The 25963-nt window shown below is 49.0% G+C and carries 25 protein-coding genes; 10 read left to right on the top strand and 15 right to left on the bottom strand.

Going from position 1 to position 25963, the window contains the following annotated elements:
* Positions 1-25: 25 nt before the first annotated feature.
* Complete coding sequence (locus KTG14_RS02895) at positions 26-739, bottom strand: VOC family protein (protein WP_216969272.1); 714 nt, start codon at positions 737-739, stop codon at positions 26-28.
* A gap of 202 nt (positions 740-941) precedes the next feature.
* Here KTG14_RS02895 and KTG14_RS02900 point away from each other — a divergent pair, with 202 nt between their 5' ends.
* Together KTG14_RS02900 and KTG14_RS02905 are read left to right on the top strand one after the other, a co-directional pair.
* Positions 942-2492: a BCCT family transporter gene (locus KTG14_RS02900; protein WP_216969275.1), complete on the top strand. Its 1551-nt coding sequence runs from the start codon at positions 942-944 to the stop codon at positions 2490-2492.
* Positions 2493-2706: 214 nt separating this feature from the next.
* Entirely contained in the window at positions 2707-3129 is a 423-nt protein-coding gene (locus KTG14_RS02905) for a VOC family protein (RefSeq protein WP_216969277.1), read from the top strand.
* 85 nt (positions 3130-3214) lie between these two features.
* Here KTG14_RS02905 and putP read toward each other — a convergent pair whose 3' ends face one another.
* Positions 3215-4735 (bottom strand): sodium/proline symporter PutP, encoded by a 1521-nt coding sequence (gene putP, locus KTG14_RS02910; RefSeq protein ID WP_216969278.1) that lies wholly within the window; start codon positions 4733-4735, stop codon positions 3215-3217.
* 109 nt (positions 4736-4844) lie between these two features.
* On the opposite strand from putP, the gene KTG14_RS02915 reads away from it, so the two are divergent.
* The gene (locus KTG14_RS02915; protein WP_216969281.1) at positions 4845-5207 is read left to right on the top strand and encodes a DUF2188 domain-containing protein; all 363 of its coding nucleotides are present in this window, start codon (positions 4845-4847) and stop codon (positions 5205-5207) included.
* Between the two features lie 50 nt (positions 5208-5257).
* Here KTG14_RS02915 and KTG14_RS02920 read toward each other — a convergent pair whose 3' ends face one another.
* The 3 genes from KTG14_RS02920 to desA all read right to left on the bottom strand — a co-directional run bounded on the left by KTG14_RS02920 (position 5258) and on the right by desA (position 8149).
* Positions 5258-5848, bottom strand: a complete 591-nt coding sequence (locus KTG14_RS02920; RefSeq protein ID WP_216969283.1) for a response regulator transcription factor — start codon at positions 5846-5848, stop codon at positions 5258-5260.
* Positions 5845-6984, bottom strand: a complete 1140-nt coding sequence (locus KTG14_RS02925; protein WP_216969285.1) for a sensor histidine kinase — start codon at positions 6982-6984, stop codon at positions 5845-5847. The genes KTG14_RS02920 and KTG14_RS02925 overlap by 4 nt, the downstream gene beginning before the upstream one ends.
* A 145-nt stretch (positions 6985-7129) precedes the next feature.
* Positions 7130-8149 (bottom strand): Delta(5) desaturase DesA, encoded by a 1020-nt coding sequence (gene desA / locus KTG14_RS02930; protein WP_216969287.1) that lies wholly within the window; start codon positions 8147-8149, stop codon positions 7130-7132.
* Positions 8150-8355: 206 nt separating this feature from the next.
* On the opposite strand from desA, the gene KTG14_RS02935 reads away from it, so the two are divergent.
* Complete coding sequence (locus tag KTG14_RS02935) at positions 8356-8607, top strand: hypothetical protein (protein WP_216969289.1); 252 nt, start codon at positions 8356-8358, stop codon at positions 8605-8607.
* 43 nt (positions 8608-8650) lie between these two features.
* Here the strand turns inward: KTG14_RS02935 and cydC are convergent, their stop codons facing one another.
* The 6 genes from cydC to KTG14_RS02965 all read right to left on the bottom strand — a co-directional run bounded on the left by cydC (position 8651) and on the right by KTG14_RS02965 (position 15789).
* On the bottom strand, positions 8651-10354 hold the full coding sequence (gene cydC, locus KTG14_RS02940; protein ID WP_216969297.1) for a thiol reductant ABC exporter subunit CydC: 1704 nt from the start codon (positions 10352-10354) through the stop codon (positions 8651-8653).
* Positions 10342-12072 carry a thiol reductant ABC exporter subunit CydD gene (cydD, locus tag KTG14_RS02945; RefSeq protein WP_216969307.1) on the bottom strand — a complete coding sequence of 577 codons (1731 nt, stop codon included), beginning with the start codon at positions 12070-12072 and terminating at the stop codon, positions 10342-10344. Before cydD ends, cydC begins: the two co-directional genes overlap by 13 nt.
* Before the next feature lie 175 nt (positions 12073-12247).
* A complete protein-coding gene (locus KTG14_RS02950; RefSeq protein WP_216969309.1) occupies positions 12248-12406 on the bottom strand; it encodes a hypothetical protein in 159 nt (52 codons plus the stop codon).
* Between the two features lie 119 nt (positions 12407-12525).
* Entirely contained in the window at positions 12526-13248 is a 723-nt protein-coding gene (locus KTG14_RS02955) for a ZIP family transporter (protein WP_216969311.1), read from the bottom strand.
* 81 nt (positions 13249-13329) lie between these two features.
* Positions 13330-13944 (bottom strand): NAD(P)H:quinone oxidoreductase, encoded by a 615-nt coding sequence (gene wrbA, locus KTG14_RS02960; protein WP_216969320.1) that lies wholly within the window; start codon positions 13942-13944, stop codon positions 13330-13332.
* Positions 13945-14148: 204 nt separating this feature from the next.
* Positions 14149-15789 (bottom strand): AMP-binding protein, encoded by a 1641-nt coding sequence (locus tag KTG14_RS02965; protein ID WP_216969322.1) that lies wholly within the window; start codon positions 15787-15789, stop codon positions 14149-14151.
* Positions 15790-15939: 150 nt separating this feature from the next.
* Here KTG14_RS02965 and KTG14_RS02970 point away from each other — a divergent pair, with 150 nt between their 5' ends.
* Together KTG14_RS02970 and KTG14_RS02975 are read left to right on the top strand one after the other, a co-directional pair.
* Positions 15940-17097, top strand: coding sequence for a class I SAM-dependent methyltransferase (locus tag KTG14_RS02970; RefSeq protein WP_216969324.1), 1158 nt, complete (start codon positions 15940-15942; stop codon positions 17095-17097).
* Complete coding sequence (locus tag KTG14_RS02975) at positions 17094-17348, top strand: hypothetical protein (RefSeq protein WP_216969326.1); 255 nt, start codon at positions 17094-17096, stop codon at positions 17346-17348. The genes KTG14_RS02970 and KTG14_RS02975 overlap by 4 nt, the downstream gene beginning before the upstream one ends.
* Before the next feature lie 1163 nt (positions 17349-18511).
* On the opposite strand, the gene KTG14_RS02980 is transcribed toward KTG14_RS02975, so the two are convergent.
* Entirely contained in the window at positions 18512-18931 is a 420-nt protein-coding gene (locus KTG14_RS02980; RefSeq protein WP_216969328.1) for a hypothetical protein, read from the bottom strand.
* Between the two features lie 147 nt (positions 18932-19078).
* Here KTG14_RS02980 and KTG14_RS02985 point away from each other — a divergent pair, with 147 nt between their 5' ends.
* Both KTG14_RS02985 and KTG14_RS02990 read left to right on the top strand, forming a co-directional pair.
* Entirely contained in the window at positions 19079-20002 is a 924-nt protein-coding gene (locus KTG14_RS02985; RefSeq protein ID WP_216969330.1) for an ABC transporter ATP-binding protein, read from the top strand.
* A complete protein-coding gene (locus KTG14_RS02990; protein WP_216969332.1) occupies positions 19980-20921 on the top strand; it encodes an ABC transporter permease in 942 nt (313 codons plus the stop codon). The genes KTG14_RS02985 and KTG14_RS02990 overlap by 23 nt, the downstream gene beginning before the upstream one ends.
* A 48-nt stretch (positions 20922-20969) precedes the next feature.
* On the opposite strand, the gene KTG14_RS02995 is transcribed toward KTG14_RS02990, so the two are convergent.
* Positions 20970-21584, bottom strand: a complete 615-nt coding sequence (locus KTG14_RS02995; protein WP_216969334.1) for an NAD(P)-dependent oxidoreductase — start codon at positions 21582-21584, stop codon at positions 20970-20972.
* Between the two features lie 47 nt (positions 21585-21631).
* The gene (gene nfsA, locus KTG14_RS03000) at positions 21632-22363 is read right to left on the bottom strand and encodes an oxygen-insensitive NADPH nitroreductase (protein ID WP_216969336.1); all 732 of its coding nucleotides are present in this window, start codon (positions 22361-22363) and stop codon (positions 21632-21634) included.
* 103 nt (positions 22364-22466) lie between these two features.
* Here nfsA and KTG14_RS03005 point away from each other — a divergent pair, with 103 nt between their 5' ends.
* On the top strand, positions 22467-23024 hold the full coding sequence (locus tag KTG14_RS03005; RefSeq protein ID WP_216969338.1) for a M15 family metallopeptidase: 558 nt from the start codon (positions 22467-22469) through the stop codon (positions 23022-23024).
* A gap of 159 nt (positions 23025-23183) precedes the next feature.
* The gene (locus KTG14_RS03010; protein WP_216969340.1) at positions 23184-24230 is read left to right on the top strand and encodes a bifunctional glycosyltransferase family 2/GtrA family protein; all 1047 of its coding nucleotides are present in this window, start codon (positions 23184-23186) and stop codon (positions 24228-24230) included.
* A 49-nt stretch (positions 24231-24279) separates the two neighbouring features.
* Here the strand turns inward: KTG14_RS03010 and KTG14_RS03015 are convergent, their stop codons facing one another.
* The gene (locus tag KTG14_RS03015) at positions 24280-25959 is read right to left on the bottom strand and encodes a sodium:solute symporter family protein (protein WP_216969342.1); all 1680 of its coding nucleotides are present in this window, start codon (positions 25957-25959) and stop codon (positions 24280-24282) included.
* Between the last annotated feature and the right edge of the window lie 4 nt (positions 25960-25963).

The following is a 25963-nucleotide window of genomic DNA, read 5'->3' on the forward strand; positions in this document are numbered from 1 at the left end:
TCCTATCACAGTACCACGCCCGCCTCTATACGAAACGCGGCGCCAGGTAGTTTCCCTGCTCAAAGACAATTTCCTGTCCGGCCGATTCGAAATGCACTTCACTCAGTCGCTCTTTTCCTTTGCCATCCTCAAAAAGGAGACGGCAATTTTCCAAGTCGAGGGAACCGCCGAGCAAGCGGCTCCATTGCGCTTCCTTTTGCTCCGGATCTTCTACTGAGAAAACAAGCGCCTCCAAGCGCAGGCCTTCATTGAGCTCAGTGATTGCGCCTTTTTGTTTCAAGCCGGCAAAACGCGCCTCGTCCGGCTCTTCCCACTCAATAAAGAATGGCAGCGGCAAAGCCGATGAAATCGGCTGGTCGACAAAGAGCAAGCGCCAACGAACGGTCTCACCGGTCTCAGTCAAACGATTGGCATCCATTGGCCCAACGGTTTGGAACCCTCGCCCTTCGATCTGTTGAGCTAATTGGTCCAGGTTATCAGAACGCAGGCATATTGTGCCGAAGCCTCGCCCATCGAGTTGTAGTTGTTGGATAAGCGGATGTTCAGAAGCTTGGGCTATATGCTCGTCTTCGACCGTGAGCCACTCGATATAATAATCCGGCCCGTACATCAGGGCATTTTGTGTTCCCCAGTCTTCATGGCTGCCTCCAGAAATTGCGTGGAAACCTTTTTCGTTCCAAAACTTGCTGCTGGCTTCCGGGCTGGTATGAGTAAAATGGACGATATGGTCCAATTTCATTTGCAAGCACTCCTTTTCATTACTCATTAATCGCTTTCTTCTATTAAATATAATACACGCTAGCGTTGCCAATTTGCTGTGTATATGGTCACTTTTCCCCTGTCAATTCTGATTTTTCGGGAAAATGGGTGGTTTTTAGGCATCATTTTCGATAGGCTAGGGTATAGGAAAAGATAATTACCATATTTCAAAGGAGGTCATCATGGATAAAAAATTATTAAAAAACCCCGTTTTTCTCATATCGACAGCCGTGATCCTGCTGTTGGTAGTTGCCGGGGCATTTATGCCGATCCGTTTCGGTGAAATCGCCGGCACTTTATTTAACTTCACCACTCTTAACTTCGGTTGGTTCTACTTACTAGCTGTCTTCATCATCACCCTTTTCCTAATCATCATTGCCATTAGCAAATATGGCAGCATCCGGCTCGGAGCCGACTCCGACCGCCCGGAATTCCCGTTCTTCACTTGGATCGGCATGCTGTTCTCAGCCGGCTTCGGTGCAGGGCTCGTCTTCTGGGGCGTCGCGGAACCGATGAGCCATTTCTTTACGACACCGTTCGGTACGGAAGGGCAGACGGAAGAAGCCGCGCGCATTGCGATGGGCTATTCATTCTTCCACTGGGGCATCAGCCAATGGTCCGTCTTTGCCATCGTCGGTTTGGTCATCGGCTTCTTGCAGTTTAGACGCAAAAAGCCTGGCCTTGTCTCGACCGCACTCGAGCCGGTCTTAGGTTCAAAGCCAGTAGTCAAGCACACGATTGATTCACTCGCAGTCATTGCAACCGTCATGGGAATCGCGACTTCACTTGGTCTCGGCGTCTTGCAAATGAACGGCGGCTTGAACGCTGTATTCGGTATCGACAACGCCTTCCCAATCCAATTGGCGATTATCGGCGTCATGTTCGCTGCCTATACCCTATCTTCTTCTACAGGGCTTCACAAAGGGATCGCCTATTTGAGTAATTTAAACTTAGGCTTGGCACTCGTCTTAATGGTGTTCGTCTTCTTTGCCGGCCCGACAGTCTTTATCATGGATACATTTACACTCGCAATCGGCGATTATATCACTAATTTCGTTCAGTATAGCCTGCGCATGGAGCCTTATACAGGTGGAGAATGGGTGCTCGGATGGACCATCTTCTACTGGGCTTGGGCAACTGCCTGGTCACCATTTGTCGGGGCGTTCGTTGCACGGGTTTCACGCGGGCGTACCATCCGCGAATTCGTCTTCGGCGTTTTGGTCATTCCACCAGCCATCGCTTGTGTATGGATCGCCGTCTTCGGCGGTACAGCTTTATGGTATGACTTGAACGAACAAGCAGGCATCGCGGAAGCGGTCAATGTAGATTTAACCTCTGCCTTGTTCCAAACCTTTGATGTTCTTCCGCTGTCGACCATTATGTCCATATTGGCAATTTTGCTGATCTTCACATTCCTCGTGACATCGGCTGACTCCGCTACATACATTCTGGCGACTATGACCAGCTTCGGCAGCTTGAATCCTCCGACTTTGTTCAAAGTCATCTGGGGAGTTTTAATGTCAGCAATTGCAGCCGTTCTGCTTTACGCTGGTGGGCTTAGTGCCTTACAGACCGCTTCACTCATATCGGCCTTACCGTTTACGGTGCTCCTGCTCCTGATGCTTTGGTCATTCACCAAAATCATCCGCGGCGAGTCGCCGCCGATCCGTAAATCGGAACTGCGCCGCTTTAGACGCTTGGAACGCGAAGCAAGAAAACAACAGAATAAGTAAGCGCAACATCAACAATGCCTTAAAAGCCCTAGATACAGAGCTTTTAAGGCATTTTTTCATTGAATAAGCTGATGATGCTTTCGTTCAGCGAGCCATTTAAAAAACTGATAATTTAGTCAATACCCCTTTACATTCTTCGTCAAGGGTCTACAATAAAAATAAAGAGAATGTTTGTTCGTATTTTACATACCATTAACAGAAAGGAGTTTTCCCAATGACCGTCAATGTCTATATGATCTTTAATGGCAATTGCGAAGAAGCAGTAGCGTACTACGCAAAAGTATTCAGCACAGAACCGAACGGGCTTTCACGTTTCGGTGACATGCCTTCTGAGCCTGGACAGGAAATGCCTGAAGAGATGAAAAACCGGATTATGCATGCAAGCTTGGACATCCACGGAAGCGTCGTCATGTTTTCAGATGCCATGTCAGATGTCCCAATTTCCATCGGCAAGAATATTAACGTAACTGTGATATCCGACGACTTAAACAAAATGACAGAGGAATTCAAGCAGCTTGCCCAGGACGGGACAGTTCAAATGGAGTTGCAGGAAACATTCTGGAGCCTCGGATACGGTATAGTAGAAGACAAATTCGGGATCATTTGGATGTTCAGCCATGACGACTTCCGGCAATGAGAAAACAAACAATTCCCGCTCCCCTCTAAGCACTTGGCAATAAAAATAGGCTATCCTCTCAATGAGGATAGCCTATTGTCATGAATTATTTTTTATCTTCTTGGATCAAACGTTCCGTTTCATCGAATTCTGCTTCGATTTCAGCGTTCGGTTTGTACGTCATCAAGCTGACACCCCAAGTAGCTAACCAGCTAAGGAAAAAGCCAGGAATGATTTCGTAGACACTGCCCATGAACATGGTTAGATCATTAGCAGATGCGCCTTCCATGTTACCCACTAGATCCCAGATGATGACCGTGATGGCACCAACGAGCATACCAGCGAGCGCACCTTTAGAAGTAAGCTTGCGCCAGAAGAGCGACAGCAAAATGATCGGGCCAAAAGCAGCACCGAATCCTGCCCAAGCATAAGCAACCAATCCAAGAATGGTATTGTTCTGCTCCCAAGCAAGTGCTGCTGCAATAACAGCAATGACTGCTACGGCGATACGCCCAAGCGTAACGTAACCTTTAGCACTTGACTCTTTCTTAAAGGCGATTTTGTACAAATCTTCGATCAATGCTGACGAGCTGACCAGCAATTGAGACGAAATCGTACTCATGATCGCTGCCAGAACTGCTGCCAGGACAAAACCTGCCACGAGCGGATGGAACAGTACTTGGCTCATGTCCAAGAAGACCGCTTCCGGATCCACCAATGTAGAGCCAGGGTTTTGCTGGAAATAGGCAATCCCGACCAAAGCCGTACCTGTTGCACCGATCAGGCTTAAGATCATCCAGCTCATGCCGATGCGGCGAGCCGTACGAACTTCCTTCAAGGTTTTAATGGCCATAAAACGGACGATGATGTGCGGCTGGCCGAAATAACCAAGACCCCACGCAGCGGCAGAAATGACGCCGATCGTAGAGGCTCCTGACACAAGGCTCAACATGTTCGGGTCAACTTCCCTGATGCTTGCTGCCGTTTCACCGAATCCGCCGGTAACGAAAATCCCGACGACCGGTACTGCAATAAGTGACAGGAACATCATAATCCCCTGCACAAAGTCCGTGTAACTGACGGCGAGGAATCCGCCGAATAAAGTATATGCAACAACTACCACCGAGCCTATGACCAGGCCAAGATGATAATCCATTCCGAATGAACTCTGGAAGAATAAGCCAGAAGCGACCATTCCGGATGAAACGTAGAATGTGAAGAAAATCAAAATGATAATACCAGCGACAATACGCAATAGGCGCGAGCTGTCTTTTAAACGATTTTCTAAGAAGCTAGGAATGGTGATGGAATCACTGGTGACAAATGAGTAGATTCGCAGACGAGGCGCAACAAAGAACCAGTTCAGGAATGCACCGATTGTTAAACCGATGGCGATCCAGACTTCTACAAGACCCCCAACGTAAATCGCTCCGGGCAGTCCGAGCAAGAGCCATCCCGACATATCGGATGCGCCGGCACTGAGAGCCGCAACGGATGGGCCGAGTCCCCTTCCCCCGAGCATGTAATCGGATAAGTCGGCTGTCTTCTTATACGCATACCAGCCAATGAATAGCATAGCCGCAAGGTACACGAGTAAGGCTATGATTTGATAAGTAGTATCTGTCATGACATCTCCTCCTTATTAAATACTTTAACATAATGAGCTTATATGAAAAGGGGACTTTGCGTTTTATTTCCTATTTGAATGGGCATAGAGAGGCAAGGAGGCGATAAATATGCCATGGAACAAGAATGATTACCCAGATTCTTTCAAAAATTTGGATGAAGATGTCCGCAACAAAGCGATTGAGATTGCCAATGCGCTGCTGCGCGATGGTTATGAAGAAGGACGCGCAATTCCGATTGCTTTGGATCAGGCACGTGACACCGTTCAAGGGGACGGTGTCGCGCCCGTGTACGAAATCCGTAAGCATTCTGAAGGCTGGCAACTGAAAAAGAAAGACAGTAAAAAAGCCATCCTTATCGAAGAAACGAAGGATGACTTGATGGGCGAAGCGAAGCGTTACGTCAACCGCAATAATGGGGAACTTCATGTTTACGGAGAAGATGATTCGCTGCAGGAAAAATTATACGATTAAAAACAAAAACAGCAGAACCGGAAAAGCGGCCGGTTCTGCTGTTTTGCCTTTCAGCTTTTTTCACGGTAGCGGGCAATGGCTTCAATCCTGTTGCTCGCTTCGAGTTTATCGAGAATCGTGGAAATGTAATTGCGTACGGTGCCCGTTGTAATGAAAAGCTCTTTGGCGATTTCTTTCGTGCTGCGCCCTTCCGTGATCAACTCCATTACTTGCCGCTCCCGTTCAGTCAACGGATTGCTTGCCGCATACGCAAGATCGACAAGTTCCGGCGCATAAATCCGGCGGCCATCCATGATGGTGCGGATCGATGTCCCCAGTTCTTCGCTCGGGCTGTCTTTCAAAAGATACCCGCTGACACCTGCTTTTCGTGCCCGCTCGAAATAACCTGAACGTGCGAAAGTTGTCAGGATGACAGTTTTGCACGGGTGGTCTTTCAAAGCTTCTGCCGCGTCCAAGCCGCTCTTGATCGGCATTTCAATGTCCATGATGCAGACGTCAGGATTCAGCTCCTCAACCAAACGGATTGCCTCTTCCCCGTTCGACGCCATACCGACTACTTCCAAATCGTCTTCCAAATCCAGTAACGACCCGAGCGCACCAAGCATCATGCGCTGGTCTTCCGCCAATACGATTCGAATCATGAATTTCTCCCCTCCACATCTTGATAAAGAATGACGTTCGGCACTCGGATGTTTAAGGTCGTGCCGTCCATTACTGCGACATCCACTTGCCCATTGACGAAGTCTAAACGTTCACGCATACCCGTGAGTCCGTTGCCCTGGACTAGCGGATTGCCTTCAGGAAATCCGACGCCGTCGTCTTGCACTTGAACCAGAATCTCGTTCGGCATCTGCTTGATCAACACCGTGCAGCGGGAAGCTGCACTATGTTTCACGACGTTGGTGACTGCTTCTTTCAAGCACATGCTCAACACATGCTCCATTAACAGCGGCGTATTATTGAGTTTGGCATTGCCATAAAAGACGAAATCCATGTCTGCGGCTCGGAGGATTTGCTGGATGCGCACCAACTCATCTTCCAGTTTCGTGCCGCGCATATCCGTTACCAACTCCCGCACTTCCTTCAAGGCTGTGCGCGCCGTCTGGCGGACATCCTGGATTTCAGCAGCTGCGCGTTCTGGGTCTTTACTCAATAGTTTCCCCGCCAGATCACTTTTCAAGCCGATCAACGACAATTTCTGGCCGAGTGTATCATGCAGATCACGGGCTATCCGTTCCCGCTCCTCGATCAGTACCAACTGGGAAATCCGCTTATTGGCGTCTTCCAGTGCCCCTTCAAGCTTTTCGCGCTTATGCCGGTTATAGGTATTGAATGGCAGCAAGATGACGCCGAGAACACTCAAGACGATGAATGGCAATTGTGTCATATACAAATTGAAGTCCATAATCATGCCATACATGATAGCGGCGATTGTTGTCCCGATGTGCAGGCCGTAAATGATGAAAAAGCCAACTTTGTTGCGGATATTGCCAATGAAGAACGCTAGAAAAATCGCCAGGTAGACATAGCCGAATAAAAAGATCATCGCGACATTGATGATCATCTCGACACTTACCCATAAGTACACAAGGAACGAGTGTGAAGTGAACGACAAGCGGTAAGCGAGGAAAAACGCCACCAACAAAATGATGCCTGCTGCAATTTCAGTTGGAGAAGATGACCGGAAAATGAAAAAGAACGGCAAAATGCAAAAAATCGTCCATGCATAGATGCTCAACCATGTATTCCGGGGGAAAATTTGATACCAGTTTTGCATAACTGCCTCCTAAAGTTTCTTTGCTCCCATCATACCAAAGCTCACGGACAAAGAGAAAACCTGCGCAGTCCCCTATTGCAAACAAGGATTTCCGCAAAGAAAAAAACTGTCCTCGCCTCTAGATCGAGGCAAGAACAGTTCCACTTTATTGCTGTGCTGTCCGGGAGTCGCTAAGCAAATGCTTGATTGCGCCGAATGTCACGAATCTCTTGTTATCTTCGTCATACACTTTGTACTTCAAGGATTGGAAGCTTGTCTTCAAATTGACCGTCGTCGCTTTTTGAAGCGGCGGCGTGGAAACATGCGCTTTTTCCAAGTTGTAGTTCGGCACGCGCGGGCTCAAGTGATGAACATGGTGGAAACCGATATTGCCAGTCACCCATTGCAGAACTTTCGGCAATTCGTAGTACGAGCTGCCTTCGATTGCCGCTTTCACGTAATCCCATTCGCTTTCGTCCTCGAAATAAGAATCTTCGAATGTGTGCTGGATATAGAACAACCAAATGCCCAGTGCCCCAGCGGTAAACATGATCGTGCCTTGGATCAATACGAATGCCTGCCAGCCAATCGCCAAGATCATGATGGTATAAAGAACGACCAATGCAACATTAATGAAGTACGTGTTGTTGCGTTCTTTCTTGCGTGCGTCTTTACGGTTGAAACGGCTTGAGATCAAGACCAAGAATAACGGCCCTAAACCAAACATAACGAGAGGGTTGCGGTACATGCGGTACTTGAAGCGTTCCCATTTAGAAGCTTCTACATACTCGTCGATGGTCATGACCCAGATATCGCCGACTCCGCGCTTGTCGAGATTACCACTCGATGCGTGGTGGATCGCATGCTCGCGTTTCCATTTTTCATAAGCGAATAATGTCAAAATACCGGTAATCGTTCCGACGACCGCATTCGCTTTTTTGTTCTTAAAGAACGACCCGTGTGTGCAATCATGGAAAATGATAAACATGCGGACGACAAATCCAGCTGCAACAATGGAAATTCCGACTGTTAGCCAAACAGAAACATCCAATGCGAGATAAGCTAAAAACCAAAGAACGAGAAATGGCGGTATAGTATTGATCATTTGTTGAACGCTTGCTTTAACATCTGCTTTTTCGAAAGGGGCGACAAACTTACGTAATTGCGCTGTCTTTTCTTTGCTCATATCTTGTCTTCCTCCTCAAATGGGCGTGCCCACTTGTTTACTTGTTAATCATCATATTACGCCCCTACAGCATTCTTCATAAGACATAAACGTCTGTTTCCGGGCATGACACCTGTCATGGTTTTCGCTTTTTTACAACTTTCTAAAATCAAGAAAAACGTGTATACTTATTTATAGGCAGAATACTCTGAATAGAGGTGAACACTATGACAGGACTGGTAGCTGTCATCATGGTTTTTTCCATTCCCCTTGTCGCTATCTGGACAGACTATTTGACCAGGAAGAAAAAAATGCATCAGCATGCACTGGAGACAGAAGTGGAACTCGAAAAACTCAAGCATGACAATTACGTCATCGAAACGCAGAAGCTGCGTCTTGAACTCGAGCAGATGAAACTCGACGACGCCTTGAAAAACCAACCACTCATAGTCGAACGTCAAAAAGACGCGTCTGCATAGACGCGTCTTTTTGCTTGAACAGTTTTCGGTTAGCCTGAACAGCTCAGACGAAAACTTGCTCTTCTATTTTCTTCAACTCGTAGAAATAGCCACGGCGATCCATTAATTGTTGGTAATCGCCTTGTTCGATCAATCGGCCATTTTCCAGCACCAGGATGCGGTCCATACTTTCAAGCCCTGCTAAATCGTGGCTGATAATGACAAAGGTGTCCTGGGGATGGCGGGTGAACAGTTCACTGTAAATGGATTGGGCGGTTATACCGTCGACCGATGAAAACGGTTCGTCCAATAGCCATAGCCGCTCGCCTTTCAAGAAAGCGCGAGCCATCGCGAGGCGCTGTTTTTCGCCGCCCGATAAATTCCGGCCCTTTTCATACACCGGTGCCGACAGCTCCATATGCCCCAAGTGTACAAGTTCGAGTGCTTCGTGCAATTGTTCTGCGTCCGCCTGTTCATTCGCAATACGCAAATTGCTTTCGATTGTCCCTGAAAAGAAATGGTTCTCCTGAAGCACAACGTTCATGCGTGCCCATACGTTTTCCGGGCGCATGCTGTTAAGCACTTCATCTCCGAAACGGATTTCGCCACCCTCGGGCAGCGCCACTTTCAACATTAGCTGCAATAGGGTCGACTTGCCTGAACCGCTCGGGCCGACAATCGCTGTTTTGGACCCTTGTGGCAACTGGAAACTGACTTCGTCGAGCGACAAGCGGCTATCATTCGGATAGCGGTAGCTTAGCTGATCCACCCTGATATCCACCGGCCCCTCCGGCATCGCGCCTGTGCTGTCGTCAGGTTTTCCCTCCACCACTTCTTCAAGCCTGCGTGCAGCGATCCGGCTTTCTTCATAATACGCCGGAAGTGCAGCAAGCGGGCCGACATTTTCAAATGCCCCGAGTGACACCATGACCAGCATCGCCAAATACAAACCGGACAATTCCCCGATGGACACGAAATACGCACCCGTTGCCAAAACGAAAAACGAAGCCAGAAAAGCTACAAGTGCATTCACTGACTGAACGCGGTTTTCCTCAAGCCCTTCGTTTTGCTGCGCCTGTTCATAACGATGTGCGGTTTCCTGCAGTTCCGAACTTTTTTGGTCGAGTGCCAAATGGATTTTCAAATCCTTGAACCCGTAAAGAAATTCTGCCGATGCTGCTGCGAACTCTCCGCGGGTTTCTCCTGTCACATGCGTTTTCTTCCGCCTCCGTAGAGCGAAGAACGCCGGCAGGATGACGACTACAAAAATTGCACCCGCCAAAACCACTAAGGCCATAGGCAGCGAATAAAACGATGTGAAGAACACCGTGGCCACCAAAGCCATGCCGACAACAATCGGCGGATATAATACGCGCAGCAGGAAATTCTGCAAACTTTCCACATCGCCGACGATACGCGACAGCAGATCGCCACTCTGGTGGCGCTGGAAAATGCCCGGTGCGAGCGGTGCCAGCCGCTCAAAAAAACTACTGCGCAAATGGCCGAGCATCGTAAATGTTGCGCGGTGTGAAAACAGCCGTTCCGCGTAGCGGGTAATGGCTGCTGCAAAACCGAATAATTTGAGTGACGCTGCCATAACGACCAAAGTCGTCATTTGGGCGGTCAGCGCCGCCTTTGAAATCAAATAGCCGCTTGCCCCGAGAAGCGCAACGCCGGCAAGCCCTGCCAGAAAGCCGAACACTACGGCAAGGGCGACGTCGCGTTTTTCCTTCAGCGTCAGCCAAAAAACTGTCTTTAATTCACCCATGCCTGTTTGCCTCCTTGCTGCGCCTCAATCATGGACCGGTAAGAGCTGAAGCTGTCCATCAGCTCTTCATGCGTGCCGATGGCTTCCACCCTTCCTGCATCCAAGACGATAATGCGCGATGCGCTCCGGATCGTGTGCAAGCGGTGTGCAATCGTAATGACCGTAGCTTCTTTTGACAGTTCTTCGATGGCTTTTTGCAGCACTTGCTCCGTGTGAAGGTCAAGGCCTGCTGTAGGTTCATCAAAAAATAACAGCGCCGGTTTTTTAAGAAACGCACGCGCCAAAACGAGCCGTTGCTTTTCGCCTCCGGACAATCCGCGCCCCGCTTCACCGATTACTGTTTCGAATCCCTCAGGAAGCGATTCGATCAATTCCAGGATGCCCGCTTTTTGTGCAGCCACAATCAGTTCTTGTTGCGCCACGACCCGGTTCGCCCCGAGTTCGATATTTTCTTTAATAGTCCCAGTAAATAAATAGGGATCTTGCGTAATATAGCTTAATTGTCCGAACCATTCATCTTCACTTACCTGTTCTCGCGGGAGGCCATTGATCAGTATTCTCCCGCTCGTAGCCGGCAATAACCCGGCCATAACATTCATCAAGGTGCTTTTTCCGGAGCCGCTCGCACCGACTAGCGCGATGGAGCTTCCCCCGTGCAGCTTGAAACTTGTCGCTTCGAGTTGGAATCCTTCTCCGTACTGAAAGCCCACTTGCTCCAAAGCCAACTCAATCGGCGCATCGACTGGGGATTCTCCCCACACGACCGGCTGATGGCTTTTCGCCAATTCTTCCGACAACAGCTCAGCAGATGCCGCACTGCCTCTCGCCGTATGAAAAGCGCTGCCGAATTCTTTTAATAGATTAAAGAAATCCGGAACAAGCAACATGACGAGGAAAGCCGGGAAGAATGTGATGCTGTCGAAAACCACAAGGCGCAAGCCGATTTCGAGCGCTATAATCCCGATGCTCAGCATGGAAATATATTCGAGCGTCAAAGAAGACAAGAAAGCCGATTTCAAGACGTCCATCGTCGAATCACGGAACTTCAAGCTATTTTCGCGGATCGTATCGCCCTGCCGCTTCGCCTGGCCGAATAAGCGCAATGTCGTCAACCCTTGCAGCACATCGAGAAATGCGCCTGAAAAGCCAGCCAATTGCTCAACTTTTTCATCCGCTTTCTGTTTTGTTCGTTTACCGACAATCGCCATGAATAAAGGAATGAACGGTGCCGTGATCAAGATGATGAGCCCGGTCGTCCAGTTCAGATAAAAAATCACCCCGAGGAGCATCAGCGGGATTGTATAGCTTTGGATCATCTGTGGAATATACTTGTTGAAATAACCATCTGTGTCATCGACTGCTTCGAGCAACAAGCCGACTTTCCGCCCTGACTGGCCAGCAATCGATCCTTGCAGCGGATTTTCCTTGTACGAAGCGATCAATTCCCGCCGCAAACTGCGTCTCGCTTCGATAGAAAGCGTGACACCGAGCCGGCCGACTGCATAACTTGCACCAGCCCGCAGCACAATGACTGCCAGCAGCGCAGCCAATAATGGCAGCACTTCTTCAAAAGAAGCAGATTTCAGAAATACTGAATCAGCTACCCATACAAAGAACACAGCCTGCCCGATCATCGCGAGCCCCTTTGCCAATGAGGCTAGAAACAACAACCGTATATGATTGTTCTGGCTGTAAGCCATTTGTTTCAAACTTCCCATTCCCATCGCCCTTTCTTTCACTTATCCCTATTATAAAGGAGCATCCGCAAGATTCCTTTGAGGACGCACGCACTGAAAGGCATTTCCCGGGAAATTGTTACAAAAAGGTTCACATTCCACGAAGAAAAGCCACGCAGCAAGGCTGCGTGGCTGGTATATCAGATATTCACTCATTTTACGGCCTTCTTCCAGAGCTTGAGAAAACGACTGCCTGTAACCACAGGGCATCATCTTCAATCTTCCTCTTCAACGAGGTGTCTAGGCATTCCTGGCACTCTGCCGTCAATTTCTGAAGTTCATATTCAAAGACTGCTTCTTCCTCTTTCGTGATCATGGCATAAACATCACCTTTCGACACCAACGCGAGGATTGCGCACGTGATTCATTACCTACCACTTTACCCGATATCCGAAATATTATTCATCTTTTTTATAAATAGCATCATTATTTCATTTAAATGAATAATAATAGCATCGAGTAAATAGACAAACCTATTACAAAAGCACCCAAACTACTTTCCCGCTCCTCCGGCAGCTCTTCTTTCAGTACGTTTAAAATAACGCCGCCCGCAATCAAAGCCATGAGAAACGCAATGATCAATTCATGAACTTCTGTCATCCAGCCGATGACCCAGCCTGCCGCAATGGCTGCAGCGAGAAGCCATCTGCCATATTGGTCATATTCGCCTTGGTGCGCTTCCCGAAGGCCCTTGTCATTGGTAATAAAATGGACGCCAAGCGCAATGAAGAATAGGATCATTCCTACTACACCTTCGTACTCTTCACGCATCATCAAATAACCGATGACTCCATTGTACATGGCGAAGGAACCGATATGGATCCAGAATACGCCTGATGAAGACTTGCCTTCCGCTGTCCGGCGCTTCGAATTTTTCACCATTTGCTCCAAGCCGTAAAAAAGGACCAGCCCGGCCATAGCCGCGAGGTATATATGATTGCTCAGGAAACCTTCACCCGGAGCGCCGAACTCCTCATGGACCTCTTCCTGAAATTCGCCCAGTTCAGGCAATAAGTGCAAAAATACATAGGCAACGGAAACACCGCCTGCAATTGATAAGAACCGGCTGCGCGGCACGGCTTTTAGGAAATTCATGTTTTTTGAAAATAAATGGATAACGACAAATCCCATTACAAACAGCAAGCTAAGCCATTCCAAACTACCCCTCCTCGACTAAAAAAGCAGACGGGCGCATTCGCCCATCTGCCAGCATTCGCCTTTTAGGCATGTAGTTTTTAGTTACCCATTCAAGCCGTTTTTAACCCATCCGGCAACTTGTACCGTGCGTTTTGCCTGGTGCGCCACGGCATCTTGCACATCTTCAATCATATTGCCGTCCTGGTCAACACTGACACTCGTGCCATAAGGGTTGCCGCCTGCCTTGAACAACACTTCATCTGTGTAACCAGGCGCTGCAATGATCGCACCCCAATGATGCATCGTCGTATAGACCGCCAGTACAGTCGATTCTTGTCCACCGTGAGGATTTTGCGCAGAAGACATAGCGCTCACAACTTTGTTCACCAGTTTGCCTTGCGCCCATAAGCCGCCGGTTGTATCAAGATATTGCTGTACTTGGGACGATACGTGGCCAAAGCGCGTTGGCACGCTGAAAATAATGGCGTCTGCCCACTCGAGCAAATCGTTGTCGGCTTCTGGCACTTCCTGTGTCGCTTCGTAATGCTCTTTCCAAGCCGCGTTCGATTCAATTGCCCCCATCGGCGCATTCTCTTTCACTTTTGCCACTTTCACTTCGGCTCCTGCTTCTTTCGCAGCCGATTCTGCCCATTGTGCCATCTGATAATTGGTTCCTGTTGAACTGTAATAAATGATTGCCAAGTTTACATTACTCATCCCATAACCTCTCCTCTATCAATTTGGTCCGTGGCTTGCACTAATTATCCTATATTCAAGATAACTTCTGTTACTAGTGTGCCCTAAATGGAACGATACTAAACTTTCTTTTCTGAATATCCATGATTATTTGTAAATCAACAACTGTGGGTTCCAATCAACAAAAACCAGATGAAGGAGGTCCTTCATCTGGCGGTGGTTCGATTAGTTAACGTTCTCAGCGATTTCTTCCGACATTTCACGCAGCTTGAATTTTTGGATTTTCCCGGAAGCGGTCATCGGGTATTCTTCAATGAATTCAATATAGCGCGGAATTTTATGATGGGCGATTTTGCCCATGCAATAAGTGCGCAGTTCGTCCGCACTGAGCGTCTCGTCTCCCTTTAGAATAACCCAGGCCATCAATTCTTCTCCGTATTTTGGGTCCGGCACGCCGACAACTTGGACGTCTTGGACCGACGGGTGCTGATAGAGGAATTCCTCGATTTCACGCGGATAGATATTCTCTCCGCCACGGATGACCATGTCCTTGATACGTCCAGTGATGGAGATATAGCCGTCTTCGTCTTCTACTGCGATATCTCCGGTATGCAGCCAGCCGTCAGGGTCGATCGCTTCTTTAGTCGCCTCTTCGTTTTTGTAATAGCCTTTCATGATCAAATAGCCTCTCGTGCACAATTCGCCCGGCATGCCTTTCACCACTTCTTCGCCGGTCGCCGGATCGATGATTTTCACTTCGACGTCGTCATGCGGCTTGCCGACCGTCGCCACACGTTTTTCGATGGCATCGTCTTTGCCGGTCTGCGTGATGACCGGCGATGATTCGGTTTGCCCGTAGGCGATGGTGATTTCGCTTGCACCCATATTGCTGATGACTTTCTTCATGACTTCGATCGGGCAAGTGGAGCCTGCCATGATGCCCGTGCGCAATGTCGAAGTATCGAACGAGTCGAAATCGGGATGGTTGAGTTCGGCAATGAACATCGTCGGCACGCCGTGAAGCGCGGTGCATTTCTCGTCCTGCACCATCTGCAGGACGCGCTTCGGCTCGAACTGTTCCGCGATGACCATGGTCGTCGCGTGCGTCACTGCTGCGAGCGTCCCGAGCACGCAGCCGAAGCAATGGAAAAAAGGCACCGGGATGCACAGGCGGTCGGTTTCACCCAAGTTCATCATATCGCCGACGAGGCGCCCGTTGTTGACGACGTTGCGATGCGTCAGCATGACACCTTTCGGGAATCCGGTCGTCCCGGATGTGTATTGGATATTGATGACGTCATTCGGTTCCATCGAACGGAAGCGCTGTTCGAGCTGTTCATCCGCCACTCTTTTGGCGAATGTTTCAAATTCACTCCATGTGTAGATGCCCGGGTAGCTATTTTCGCTCATGACGATGACGCGCTTCAGATGCGGCAGTTTAGGCGAATCGAGCTGCCCTTTTTCTGCATGTTCCAGCTCCGGGCATACTTGCTTTAACACCTCGATATAATCCGTGCCTTTGAATTCTTCCCCCAGAATCAAGGTCGTAGAATCCGATTGCTTCAATAGATACTCCAGCTCATTCGCCTGGTAGCTCGTGTTGACCGTGACTAACACGCCGCCCATCTTGCCTGTGGCATATTGGCTGAGCAGCCATTCGCGTTTATTATCGGACCATATGGCAATATGCTCGCCTTTTTCGATGCCCATCCCCATGAATGCTTTCGCCAGTGTATCGGTCTCTTGGTCAAATTCTGCATAGGTTTTGCGGATGCCGCGTTCTGGATAGACATACGCTTCTGTCTGCGGAAACTTTTTCGCTTGCTCCCGTACAATTTCCCCTACTGTTTGATCGAGAATTGCCATTTCTTCGTCCCCCTTATTGAAAACGGTTTCATCTATTTTATTATCGCAAAATTCCAAATAAAAGGAAAGCGCCATTTCCGGCTCATGAAGTCGCCCCAGGCTGCCAGCCGTGCTAAAATGAGGCTATCATAAAGACGGAAGGGATTTTCCATGGAACTTCAAACTATGCACGTACAACTTGCAGAAAAACTGCAAAGCCATGCACTCGTCACGGCCACCATCAGCCAGCCGCGCCAAAAATCGAACGACTTGAAGCGCATCAAATTAAAACCGGTCGAACTGAAAGAAGGCTACCGCATCCAGTTCGAATATCAATATGAACAGATCTTGAAACACCAAAACCTGACAGTCGAACAGGCAGCTGTAGAGCTCGAACAATTATTCACCGATTTCCGGCAAGGCCTGTTCCAGTTCACCGACGAAAAAGTCCAGATCCAATTGACCAAGAAATTCAAAGTCAGCTATAAATCAGAAGCGGACGTACGCGCTGCCGCCGATTTGTCCCACAACCGCAAGAAGGATTATCTGCTAGAGGACGGCAAACCTTATCCGTTTCTTGTGCGCCTTGGCGTCCAGTCGCCGGACGGCAAAGTCAAAAAACAGAAATACGATAAATTCCGCCAGATCAACCGCTTTATCGAATTCATCGATGATGCACTCGAGCATTTGCCGAAAGACCGCCCGATCCGCATACTCGATTTCGGCTCCGGCAAGTCTTACCTGACTTTTGCGCTGTATCATTATTTGCGCGTCGAAAAAGGGCTCGATCTGCGCGTCACGGGGCTTGACCTGAAAAAAAGCGTCATCGAGGAATGCCAGAACATCGCCCGCGACCTCGACTACCGGCAGCTGGAATTCCTCGTCGGCGATATCAACGATTACGACCAAGATACCGCAGTCGATATGGTCGTTACGCTTCATGCCTGCGACGTGGCGACCGATATGGCGCTCGCACGCGCCGTTAAATGGAACGCCGGCGTCATCTTGAGCGTGCCGTGTTGCCAAAATGAACTCAATAGCCAGATCCAGTCGTCTCCGCTCGATGTCATGCTCCAGCACGGCTTGATCAAGGAGCGCTTTAGCGCACTCGCGACCGATTCCATTCGTGCGGAACTGCTGTCCTTGGTCGGCTATGAAACCCAATTGATGGAGTTCATCGATATGGAGCACACGCCGAAAAACATTTTGATCCGCGCTTATCGCACGAATAAAAAACCGGCAGCGGGACAATTGGAACGCTACCGGGAATTTACCAAACTATTGAACGCCAAGCCGTTTCTTGAAAACGAATTGAAGGAGCTCCTATGAAACGAAAAAATTTAGTCAACGGCATGATCCTTGCTTTTTCGGTCATTTTTATCCGCTTTATCGACGTCCGCGTCTACGATATGCCGCTCATATTGACTTTGGCATTGTTGATGATGCTGATTTACGGGGGCATCCGCCTGGTCGAGCGCTTCCCGGCACTCGATGAACCCGTCAGCAAACGAACATCGCTGATTACCAACACTTTGGTCATTGTCACCATCTTCCTGGCATTCTTCGTGCTTGGGCTCTAACTTCAGATGTGTGCGGAAGGAATCAATGCTCAGCATTGGTTTCTTTTTTTGTGAGAATAAATTTGCTTGTGGAATTGTTGCTGATGTTGATTTGAGCTTCATCTACTAGTCGCCGCCCTGCTTTGGGTTGGCCTCTCACAGCAAGCCAGGAAGAACACCTGTCTCACTGCGTCGGCTCACCCTTGGCGCTGGGCAGCTTAGATATTTCGTTTAGTGTAGCCTGTTCAAATAGCTCTACTTCTTTAGTTAGTTGCCGGCTAGCGGGGGAATCGCTTCCTGGTTTGAGCGCATATAAGAATAGCGAGGGGTTTCTTGTGAAGTTGTTGCTGAAGTTGATTTGTGCTTCATCTTACGATTCGCCGCCCTGCTTTGGGTTGGCCTTTGCCAATAAGTCAGGAAGAACACCTGTCTTATTGCGTCGGCTCACCCCTTTACGCTTGGCCGCTGAGAGATTTCTTTGATTCGGGTTTGTTTAATCAGAAATGCTTCTGTACGAGTTGCCGGCTAGCGGGGGAATCGCTTCCTGGTTTGAGCGCATATGAGGATAGCGAGGGTTTGCGTGTCGAAGTGTTTCTGCATTTCGATTCGGGCTTCATCTACTAGTCGCCGCCCTGCTTTGGGTTGGCCTCTTGCAATAAGCCAGGAAAAACACCTGTCTTATTGCTTCGGCTCACCCTTGGCGCCGGGCGGCTGAGAGATTTCATTGGATGATGCTAGTTTACATAGCTTTCTTTTTGCATTAAGTTGCCGGCTAGCGGGGGAATCGCTTTCTGGGAGGCAGCAACTGAGACATAGATGCTTATTGACGGATTCAAACGGACAATTGTAGCTCCTCTATCCAAGGAGACAAAAACTATCAGGTCTGACACACTTCCACTATCTATATTGAATAAATCGAAGAGATTGTTCACCACTATAAAACTAGAGACGAAGTGGAAGGGGCCGACTCCGGGAGGATTAGCGAGACAATTGAGACCCTGCAGGAGCGTAGCGACGAAGCGGCTCAATGCGAGCCCTCCGGAAAGCGTGCCCCTGCAACGCAGTCGTAAGCGGAAGCTTTTCCGCTCCCCTGCTCCGAACCTCGTTCCAACGCGCAGTTATTATCGCCAACTATTTTTCACACAAAAAAGCCGCTTCTTTTTCAAGAAGCGGCTTTCGAATATTCAAGGCGTGTTGTCGTTCGGCTTTTCATCTGCCTGTTCTTTGACGACGGATTCAATATAGGTCTTCACCGGCTCCAGCGTCAGTTCCAGGTGGCTGGTCTCCAGATGCTTCGCCAAATAATCGAGCTGGTGGTCTTCCACCGCATCCGACTGCAAATTCAGCACATCATTGATATAAAGCATCCCTTCATTTGTCGCCATCGGGGAATCGGCGCCGCCTTGGTTTCTTTCCTCGACGGTCTCTAAGCCATGGACCAGCCCTTGTTCTTTCAATTTATCCATCGCCTCTTTATACTGCTCTTCCCCGATGCCTTGCGACAAGCTGCGGTCAAGTTCCCGGATTTCCTCCAATGATGCGCCTTTATAGTATTGGGCATAATACGCCATGAGCACTTGTTCTGTTTCCTGCAATTCATTCATAAGGCTAAACCCTCCATATATTTGTTGTTAATTGGTTTATTCCCGATGAGGCGATAGTTAAGCCTGTTGGATTTCCAGAAAACTGAAACTTTCCAGGAAATGAATCGTTAGTACTGAAGGAAGCAAAATGGAAAGAAGGTGGCTCACATGAGCAATGATAAAATTGTCGAGATTCGCAAGCTCTCCAAGACGATCGGCAAAAAACAAATCATCAAAGATTTGAACTTGGATCTCCATAAAGGAGAAATCACTGGGTTTCTAGGGCCGAACGGAGCAGGTAAAACGACGACGATCCGGATGATGGTCGGATTGATGAAGCCGACGCAAGGCGACATCCTGATCGGCGGCAAATCGATCCGTACCGATTTTGAGGGAAGCATCGAAAAAGTCGGCGTTATTGTCGAAAATCCGGAGATGTATAAATTTATGTCCGGCTACAAAAACCTGGTGCATTTTGCGCGTATGCATAAGGGCGTGACAAAAGCCCGCATCGACGAAGTGATCCAGCAAGTCGGCATGCAAAACCGCATCAAGGAAAAAGTCGGTTCGTATTCACTCGGCATGCGCCAACGCCTTGGCCTTGCACAAGCACTCCTCAACAATCCGGAATTCTTGATTTTGGATGAACCGACAAATGGACTGGATCCTGCAGGCATCCGCGAGTTCCGCATGTATTTGCGCAAAGTGGCACGCGAAAACGATGTTGCCATTTTCGTCTCCAGCCATCTATTGTCGGAGATTGAATTATTGTGCGACCGCATCGCCATTATCCAAAATGGCGAATTGATCGACATCAAAAACGTCAACGAGCACCAGCAATCCCGCTATTACATAGAAGCCAAGCCCGCTGACCAGGCGAAACAAGTGCTCGAAGAGATCGGCTTCACCGTGCACCCGCACGAAAATGGCTATCTGATCGATACAGAAGCGGAGCATATTCCGGGAGCCATCAAGCTGCTCACTGCTGCGGGCGTCGATTTGTACGCTGTCCAGCCGCACCGCACGACCTTAGAAGATCAATTCCTTGAAATGACTGGAGGCGGCGAAATTGCTCAAGCTCATACAAAATGAATGGATGAAATTATGGAGTAAAAAAGCGACATGGATTATGGCTATCCTGTTGATCGTCATCTTATTGGCAAATGCTGGCATCACGAAATGGATCGAATCGACCTCACCTGCACCGGAAAGCGACTGGCAGGAAATGGCGACGATGGACATGATGATGTACCAGGACCAATTGCAGAATTCGGACCTCGGCCCAGCCCAAAAAGATTATTATGAGGGCCAGGCTGCCATCGCAGAATACCGCTTGGCGAATGACGCCGAGCCGTTCAAAGTCGAAAGTCTTCAACAGCAAGTGCTCGACAGCCATATGATGCTATCGCTTGTCACCTTGTTTACGGTCATCGTGGGCGCAGGAATCGTTGCTTCTGAGTTTTCACAAGGAACGATCAAGATGCTGCTGACGCGACCGGTTAAAAGATGGAAAGTACTTACGTCAAAATACATTACGACGATGTTGTTCGCATTATTATTTGCCATCCTTACTTTCGTATCGATTGCTTTATTCAGCTGGATTTTCTTCGGCACCGGAGACGGCACATTCCTCGTTTGGAACGGATCGGAAGTTGTGGAAGGCTCCTACTGGGCTGAAGCATTGAAACTATCTGCGCTTAGCTTAGCCAGCACATGGATGATCGGCACATTTGCGTTCATGCTCGGGACGGTTTTCCGTTCCAGTTCACTTGCTATCGGCGTATCGATTTTCTTGATGTTCGTCGGCGTGCAAGTTGTCTTCTTGTTGCAGCGCTTTGAAATCGTCAAATACTATTTGTTCACGCATACCGATTTGACTCAATTCTATACAGGCTTCATGCCAGTCCCAGACATCACGATGGTTATGTCGCTTATCGTTTTGGCTGTCTACTTCCTGGTCTTTATGTTGATCAGTTATTGGACATTCTCCAAACGCGACGTCACTGCCTGATACACACAAAACCCCTTGAACGCTTTACGGTTCAAGGGGTTTTGTCATTCAATATGCAATGCCGACGCGGCTTTTCAGGAAATCATCCGAATCCAATTGCTCGTAAGCGAACAATGCGGTATCGCCAGCCGTGATTTCTTTGCCGTCTTCAGGCAAGTAATTTTCTTCGAAGCGGAAATAGCCTTTCGGTTCCCCATCCGGCAAGTACGTTGGGCAGACGATTGTCCAGTCCAACTCACTTTGTTCCAATGATTTATAGGCTTTTTCGTGTTCTTCCGCTGCAAAGGTCAATTGGCGCTTCGAATCGCCGCCCTGATAGCGGAGCAGCCCTGGGCTCAAGCGGCTGTTCAAAATACCGGCAGTACCTATAGTGATGATGCGCCGGATGCCTTCCGCTTCCATCGCTTTCACGATGAGCGGTGTCGCATCCGACAACGTGGTTGTGCGGTCAGTGCCGATTGCGCTGATCACAGCATCGGCCCCTTCGAGCGTCCGACGGATATCTTCTTCATTGCGGACATTGCCAACAATCAAGTTCAGGTTTGCACGGGGTTCAAGGCCCTCTCTCCGGACCAGTGCCTTCACTTCGTGGCCATCACGAAGCGCCATGTTCAAGACGTAACCGCCAACTCTTCCAGTTGCTCCAAATAAAGCGATTTTCATTGCTTCTCAGCCTCCTCAATCATTCCAGTTATCGATGAATGCATTTCTTATTTGAATAGATACCCGCGCTTAGCCAATACGTCCTTCAAATCTGGGCGATGCGGCTTGTTTAAAAATGTCGCCATCTGTTCGCTCCATTTGGCGGTTTTTTGGTTATTTGAGCGTGCGGAATAATAGGCCATGATGGTCTCGTCATACGCTGGCAAAATCTTCGCATATTTCGCTTCGTCGTATTCATTTTCATGAAGCACGGCTTCTACAGGAAGCCTTGGCTTCACTTCATTGGCTTCGTTCGGCACGCCGACCGTCAAGCCGTAGACTGGGAAGACGCCTTCTGGCAAACCGGCCAGTTCACTGATTTCTTCCATATTGTTGCGCACTCCGCCAATATAGCAGATGCCGTAGCCTTTGGATTCAGCGGCAAGCGCCAAGTTCTGTGCGAGCAAGCCGACATCCGTGACCGCGACCAGCAAATTCTCCGCCTGGTCGAACACAATATCTTCCCCTTGCAGTTTCGCAGCATGGGCTAGCCGGTTATAATCCGCGCACATTAGGAACACAGCGCCTGCCCCTTCCATCTGTTTCGGATTTTTGGATAGCTCACCAAGTCGTTTGCGCTTGTCTTCATCTGTCACCCAAACGATTGAATAGGCTTGAACAAAATGGGACGTCGCTGCATATTGTGCTGCTTCGACCAATTCGTGGACTTGTGCACGCGTCAATGGCCGGTCTTTGTAATTGCGGACCGATGCGTGTGATTTCATTAATTCAATGACCATTATGTATCCCTCCAAAAAATCTGTTTCTACTATCGTACCAAAAACTCTTGGCGGATACTTGCTTGAGGATTTTTGCTACAATCAAGTTACGAGGTGAAATCACTTGAAAACATTCCGCACCGTCTTTTCATTGTTGTTTTTGTTCATCCTCGGTGCTTTTTTGTTCATATGGATCGAACGGGAAATAGAAGAGCGCAACGAACGCGCTGAACGTCCACTGCCGACCGGGCTGCACCCCATTGTCGAATCCAAACGCGACCAGCTAATCGCGCAAGCTGAAGAAGTCGAGATCGATATCCTTATCACCGATGGTTTTCGTTCCGTTGAAGAACAAAACGAGATCCATGCTCAAGGCCGTACGCGGGGCGGGAGCGTCGTCACTTATGCTGAAGGGGGCGAGTCCTACCATAATTATGGTCTGGCCATCGATTTTGCGCTGCGCCTGCCTGACGGGTCAGTCGTTTGGGATATCCAGCACGACGGCAATGGGAATGGGCGTCCCGATTGGTTTGAAGTAGCGGATATCGCCAAAGGGCTCGGCTTCGAATGGGGCGGCGATTGGATGGGCTTCAAAGATTATCCCCATCTTCAACTGGATTTCGGCTTATCGATCCGCCAGTTGCAGGATGGCTATCGCCCTGAAGATGTCATCTCCGATTAAGCTCTATGCTGGCCTGTGAATCGATTCCTCTCGAAAAGCACCCAGGAATTCCTGAAGGTCATGACTAAAGGACTGCAATTAGGGTAGTATTATTATATAGAGATAGAAACATGTGCCAGTATGTTATTTCTGGATGCCAGAAATGGAAAGAGGTTGCCTGTGAAACAATTCGCCGTCGTCATTCCGGCTTATAAACCGGAAGAGCCTTGTAAACTTATAATTGAAGAAGCGATATCAGCCGGCTTTTCACGGATCATTGTCGTTAATGACGGCAGTGGTGCCGACTATGAAAGCTTTTTTGACGAGCTGGAAAAACTGCCTCAAGTCACTTTATTGACCCATGCGGTCAATCAAGGAAAAGGGCGTGCGCTGAAAACCGTCTTCCATTACATCCTCAATCAACAATTGCCAATCGAAGCCATCATTACTGCCGATGCAGACGGACAGCACCTGGTGTCGGATATGGTCAGAATCGCCGACGAACTGGAAACTTCACCAAACCACGTGGTGCTCGGCGCTCGGGATTTCACACAGCCCGGCATCCCGTTCCGCAGCCGCTTTGGCAACAGGTTCACACGCCTATTGTTCCGCTTATCGACGGGCGCAGACTTAAGCGATACACAGACTGGCCTGCGCGGCATCCCTGTTAAATTCTTGCCCAGGCTTCTCGACGTGCTCGGTGAACGCTTTGAATATGAAATGAACATGCTCGCGGCACTGAAGAAAAATTACATCCCAGTGTCGGAAGTGACCATTGAAACCGTTTATTTGGACGAGAACAAATCGTCTCATTTCCATCCACTTCGGGACTCCTATCACATCTACAAGATCTTTATATTCTACGGAATCTCAGGTGCAGCCTCATTTGGGCTCGACATCGCCTTGTTCTGGCTGTTCGTCCAACTATTGCGCGATGAGTCGCCGGAAACGTTCATCATCATCGCCACGGTGGCGGCGCGCATCCTGTCTTCCTTGTTCAATTATTATATTAATCGCAATAAAGTCTTTAAGCAGGGCTCCAAACGATCCTTGCTGCGCTATTATATATTGGCTGCTTTCATCATGGGCGCTTCCGCAGCCTCCGTCCAGTTCCTCTATGCAGAATGGCTCGGACGTGGAGAGGTTATTTTGAAAGTGATGGTCGATACGGTGCTGTTCATCTTCGGTTTCGTGGTCCAACGCGCTTGGGTTTTCCGGAAAGAATAAAAAAGATATCCATAGAAAAAGAGCGGAAGCACAGGCTTCCGCTCTTTTTTCAATGATCCGGACGCTTAGTATCAGCCGGGTCGGTACGCCAAACTTCTCCATCTTTATAAGTCATGCCCTCAGGGTAACGCAAGTCCATCACTTCTTCCTGCGTTTCCTTCGATGGTGCTTTGGTTGCTAAAGAAACTACGATAATCGCGATAATCGCTGCAGCGGCACCGAATACGCCGGCTCCCGTGTCGATAATGCCAAGGATCGTGAAGCCTCCGTATTTCGCGGCGAAGATATAGGATAAAGTTACACCTAATCCGGTCAGCATACCGGCGATTACCCCAGGCCCGTTCGCCCGTTTCCACCAGACACCTAAGATAAGTGCCGGGAAGAATGTACCTGAAGCGAGAGCAAATGCCCACGCTACAATTTGAGTAATTGCACCAGGAGGATTCAATGCGACAAGACCTGCGGCTACTGTTGCAATGATGATAGATGCCCGGCCAACGAGAAGGCGCTGGCTCTCCGTCGCTTCAGGATTGATTGAGCGGTAATAAATGTCTTGTGATAAAGCTGCAGAAATAGCGATCATCAGCCCACCCGCTGTTGAAAGTGCCGCGGCCATTGCGCCAGCTGCCATGAGGCCGATAACAAAAATCCCTAAATTGGCGATTTCCGGTGTCGCCATTACGACAATATCATTGCTGATGACAATTTCTTCCCATTGGAGGATCCCATCCGCGTTCGTATCGGCTACGGATAATGATCCTGTATTTACCCAAGAGGCTGTCCATGCCGGCAGATCGGCGATCGAAGAACCTGCCACTTGAGTCATTAGAATAAAGCGAGAAAATGCTGCATATGCTGGAGCTGATAAATAAAGCAAACCAATGAACAAAAGCGCCCATGCCCCACTCCATCGCGCTGCTTTCATCGTAGAAACCGTATAAAACCGAACGATGACATGAGGCAGCCCTGCCGTCCCGGCCATCAGCGTAAACATTAATGCCAGGAATTGCCACCTAGTCGCTTCCGTGAACGGCACAACATATTCGGAGACGCCTAATTGTGCATCCAGCTGCTGGAGTTCCCCAACAATCTGCCCGTAGGTCATCCACGGAATCGGATTATTCGTCAATTGCAAAGACATGAAAATCACAGGAATCAAATAAGCGATAATCAAGACTAAATACTGCGCGACTTGCGTCCAAGTGATCCCTTTCATCCCCCCAAGAGCGGAATAAAAAGCGATCAAGACTACACCGATGATTGTTCCTACAGCAGTATGTACTTCAAGTAGCCTCCCGATCACAACACCAGAACCCGAGAGCTGGCCGATGGAATACGTAAAACTGATGATGATGGTAGCGACCGCGGCAATCAAGCGGGCTGTGCTGCTGCTATAACGGTCCCCGATAAATTCCGGGACTGTATAACGGCCCGATTTCCGGAGCTGCGGCGCGAGGAGGAAAGTCAGCAGCAAATATCCACCTGTCCACCCCATGATATAGGCCAGCCCGTCGTATCCAAGCAGCATGACGGTACCTGCAAGCCCGATAAACGAAGCAGCGCTCATCCAGTCAGCACCGATGGCCATCCCATTGAAGACCGCAGGCACATTCCGTCCGGCAACGTAGAAATCTGAAGTTTGCCTAGCCATATTATAGACTGCAATGCCGATATACAATCCGAAGGTTCCCAGGATCATTAAAAGCGATACGAGAAATTGTGAATCCACTGCT

Source organism: Planococcus sp. CP5-4_YE, from assembly GCF_019042655.1.
Lineage (GTDB): Bacteria > Bacillota > Bacilli > Bacillales_A > Planococcaceae > Planococcus.